Genomic DNA, 3081 nt, shown 5'->3' with positions numbered 1-3081 from the left:
AAACAGTATCTCCTTTATTCAGTCCTTTATTTTTCAACTCTTTCACAAAATAAGCTGCAAACTCTGGATTAGTGGATAACCTTTTACTATCCAAATCCCCTAAAGTTGTTGTTATACCTGTAAATTCTTCGCCTATTAATCCACTTTCTAAAATATCTAACTTTTTATCAATACTAATTCCTCTATTTAATTTTTCAAGATATATCTCTTTAGACAATTTCATCATTGTATTTTTAGCTTGTAACATCTCATTAAAATTTGGGTGTTTATTCCCTAAATTTCTCTCTCCCAAAACTAAACAAATTGCAATTAAAATCGCTAATATATAAAGTGAATATTTTTTCATATAAAGCTCCCACTTATTACAACAATACTTTTTATAACTCCAGTTAATATCAATAATGCTGGTAAAGTCTTTTTTATTCCATTTCTATCTAAATCTTGAGCCAAAATAGCTGGTATCAGAAGACCAATTATCTCTCCACCTATCAAAATTTCAAAATCTAACTCTCCTATAAATCTTTTCAATAAAAAAGTTATTATAATATAGATAGCAAATCTTCGTCTTCCATATATTATAAGATATTTCTCCAACACTCTCACTACTACCAATACAAAAAGTGCAACCAATATAGTCATAACTATCCTTTTATAATCACTTGAAAAAAGTGCAAAATACCCAGGAACTATAAGACCCCCAGGAGATAACTCACTCACTTCATAAAATAAAATACTCAATAATATCCCAATTACAACTATAGTTTCATTCATCTCTACCCCTACTTTCAATCTCTTTTAGTAGCTCTTTCCCTTTCCCACATATATTTCCTACTGCAAAAATTGTCGAATCTTCATCTAAAATATCAAATTGTTCTATATTTCTTAAAATTTCAATTTTATTTATATTCTTACTAAGTTTTTTATAAAAAATATTAGTACTCTCCCCTGAAATGAATATTTTTTCAAAGTTTTTTTCATGTTGTTTTACAAAATCCACAAATTGTTCCAATCGACTTAATCTATCTCTTCTATTGTTAACCATAAGGTATTTTTTTCTACTCCATAACTCATCTCTTTCAAAAGTTTTTATAATCTTTTCGCTAGAATCTGGATCATTGGCTGCTAAAAAATTTATAAAACTTATTCTTTTGCCTTGAGAGTTTAAAAATTTTAACTCTTTTAAAACTCCTGAGTCTTTTTTATACTCTCTCATTCGTCTTAATGCCAGTTCTTTAGACACTCCTAAACATTCACAAACTTTTAGGGCGACCGCCACATTTTCTATAAAATCTATCTCTTTATATTCAGTTTTTAATTCATCCATCAATAAAACCTTTGTTGATTTTATCTTAGCTCTCTCTTTAATTATATCTAATTTTTTATTTTCTCCTGTTATTAAAATCCCACTTTTAGGTATCATATTACATAGAGAAATTGCTATTTCCTCTAAACTTTTTCCCATTTCATCTAAATGATCATATCTAACATTGGTAATTACACCTATATCCGCTTTTATAATTTTTCCTCTGATATTTTTTGAAACTCTGGTTTTACAGCCATACACTCTAAAATTAATATATTTGTTCCACACTTTGCAGCTTTTTTTATAGTTTTCATCTGCTCTCTGATATTTGCTTTCCCTCTTCTTTTAATCTCGTTCTCTCGATTGTCAATACCAATATACTTTGGTTCCGTCCCTGTAACTTTAGTAAATACTCTTTTTTCTCCATCTCTTAATCCAGCATCAATAAGTCTAGAAACTGTTGATTTACCCCTTATTCCATTTACATGAATAACTATATCTATTTTTTTTCTAGCTTTTTCCAAAGATATTTTTTCATAGATTAACTTTAGAAAAAATATCCCTATCAAGGTAAAAACAACAGTTTCCATAACTCACCTCTTATTTCTTCATCACTTTATTTAAGTAGCTACCCACTCCATTTTCTCTTATCTCTGAAATTGTTGGAACATCCTCTATTATAATCTCTTTTTCAGCTTCATTTTCTCCCATAACTTTAATAAGTTCCACAATACTTCCAACATGTCTTGATACTCTTTCATCAAGTGGGTGTCCTTTTTCATCAAAAGGTACAAATAGACGTCCTAATTTTTGTGCTTTTACATATTTTACTCAAAAAGGCTTAAAAATATACCAAGAATAATTGTTTTTAAAACAATATTAATTTCTTCCACAGTTTTTTGCATATCTTTAATAGACTTTTTCATCTACTATATATATTTTCTTCATTTTTTTCAGTGGAAATTGGAATACTTCCAGAACCAGTTGCTCTCTTAATTCTTAGTGACAAAAATATATTTAGATTTATCATTCCAATCTCTTTATTAGTTACAACGAATAAATCAAACATTCCATATCTTTTTAAAGTTTCTGATATTAAGCTTAAATCGGTATTGGTAGCATAAAATTTTTCAAAAATATCTTTTATATCCTTTGAAAATAAAAAAGATGTATTCATTTTCAACTTTCAGATCTATTAATATCTTTTCATTATTTAAAATTTTAGTAAATTTAGTTTTAGGCTTTATTCCGTTCAAGTTATAAGGTATCTCTTTTAAAGTCTGATTTTTTGTCCATTCTCTTCGTTAAGAGAACTATATTTTATAATTTCATTATTAATAGTTACTTCTTTATCATTTTTTTAGTTCAATTTTATAGTCAACTATATATTTATTTTGTAATATTTCAATATAAAATTTAAAAGCTAATGTGCAGTTTTCTTCTCCAATGGTAATTAGTTCATTAAGGGTAACTTATTAAGGCCTTATTTCTATAAAGAACTCATAGATTTTTTGAATCCTTTCATTGGTATATCTACTTGTATATTTTCTCATTAATTTTTGGAGAATAATTTTTTTGAATTATAGATGTTTCAACGAAATATTTTTCACTATATTCTATATAATTATCCCACATAAAATTAAATTCATTGTATATTGCAAAAGGGAAAAAGCTATCTTTAAATCTCTTTTATTTTTATTAAAAGTATGCTATTCTCTTAGGGAGATTATTTTATTGAGAATTTATTTCCTTAAATAAAGATTTTATTCTCCCTCATT

Annotated in this window: 6 protein-coding genes; all 6 read right to left on the bottom strand. The window is 26.7% G+C overall.

What is annotated here, in order from left to right:
• A partial coding sequence (gene pgsW / locus ACWI69_RS11895) for a poly-gamma-glutamate system protein (protein ID WP_448822050.1) occupies positions 1-346 on the bottom strand: 346 nt, incomplete at its 3' end.
• Positions 343-771 carry a poly-gamma-glutamate biosynthesis protein PgsC gene (pgsC, locus tag ACWI69_RS11890; protein ID WP_448822049.1) on the bottom strand — a complete coding sequence of 143 codons (429 nt, stop codon included), beginning with the start codon at positions 769-771 and terminating at the stop codon, positions 343-345. The genes pgsC and pgsW, both read right to left, overlap by 4 nt.
• Entirely contained in the window at positions 764-1564 is an 801-nt protein-coding gene (locus tag ACWI69_RS11885) for a Mur ligase family protein (protein ID WP_448822048.1), read from the bottom strand. The genes pgsC and ACWI69_RS11885 overlap by 8 nt, the downstream gene beginning before the upstream one ends.
• A complete protein-coding gene (locus ACWI69_RS11880) occupies positions 1513-1893 on the bottom strand; it encodes a hypothetical protein (protein WP_448822047.1) in 381 nt (126 codons plus the stop codon). The genes ACWI69_RS11885 and ACWI69_RS11880 overlap by 52 nt, the downstream gene beginning before the upstream one ends.
• A gap of 10 nt (positions 1894-1903) precedes the next feature.
• The gene (locus tag ACWI69_RS11875; RefSeq protein WP_448822046.1) at positions 1904-2032 is read right to left on the bottom strand and encodes a hypothetical protein; all 129 of its coding nucleotides are present in this window, start codon (positions 2030-2032) and stop codon (positions 1904-1906) included.
• Positions 2033-2225: 193 nt separating this feature from the next.
• Positions 2226-2480: a hypothetical protein gene (locus ACWI69_RS11870; RefSeq protein ID WP_448822045.1), complete on the bottom strand. Its 255-nt coding sequence runs from the start codon at positions 2478-2480 to the stop codon at positions 2226-2228.
• Positions 2481-3081: the final 601 nt, after the last annotated feature.

The sequence above is a fragment of the Cetobacterium sp. genome (assembly GCF_977044495.1).
This window is presented reverse-complemented; position numbering and strand designations above follow the sequence as displayed.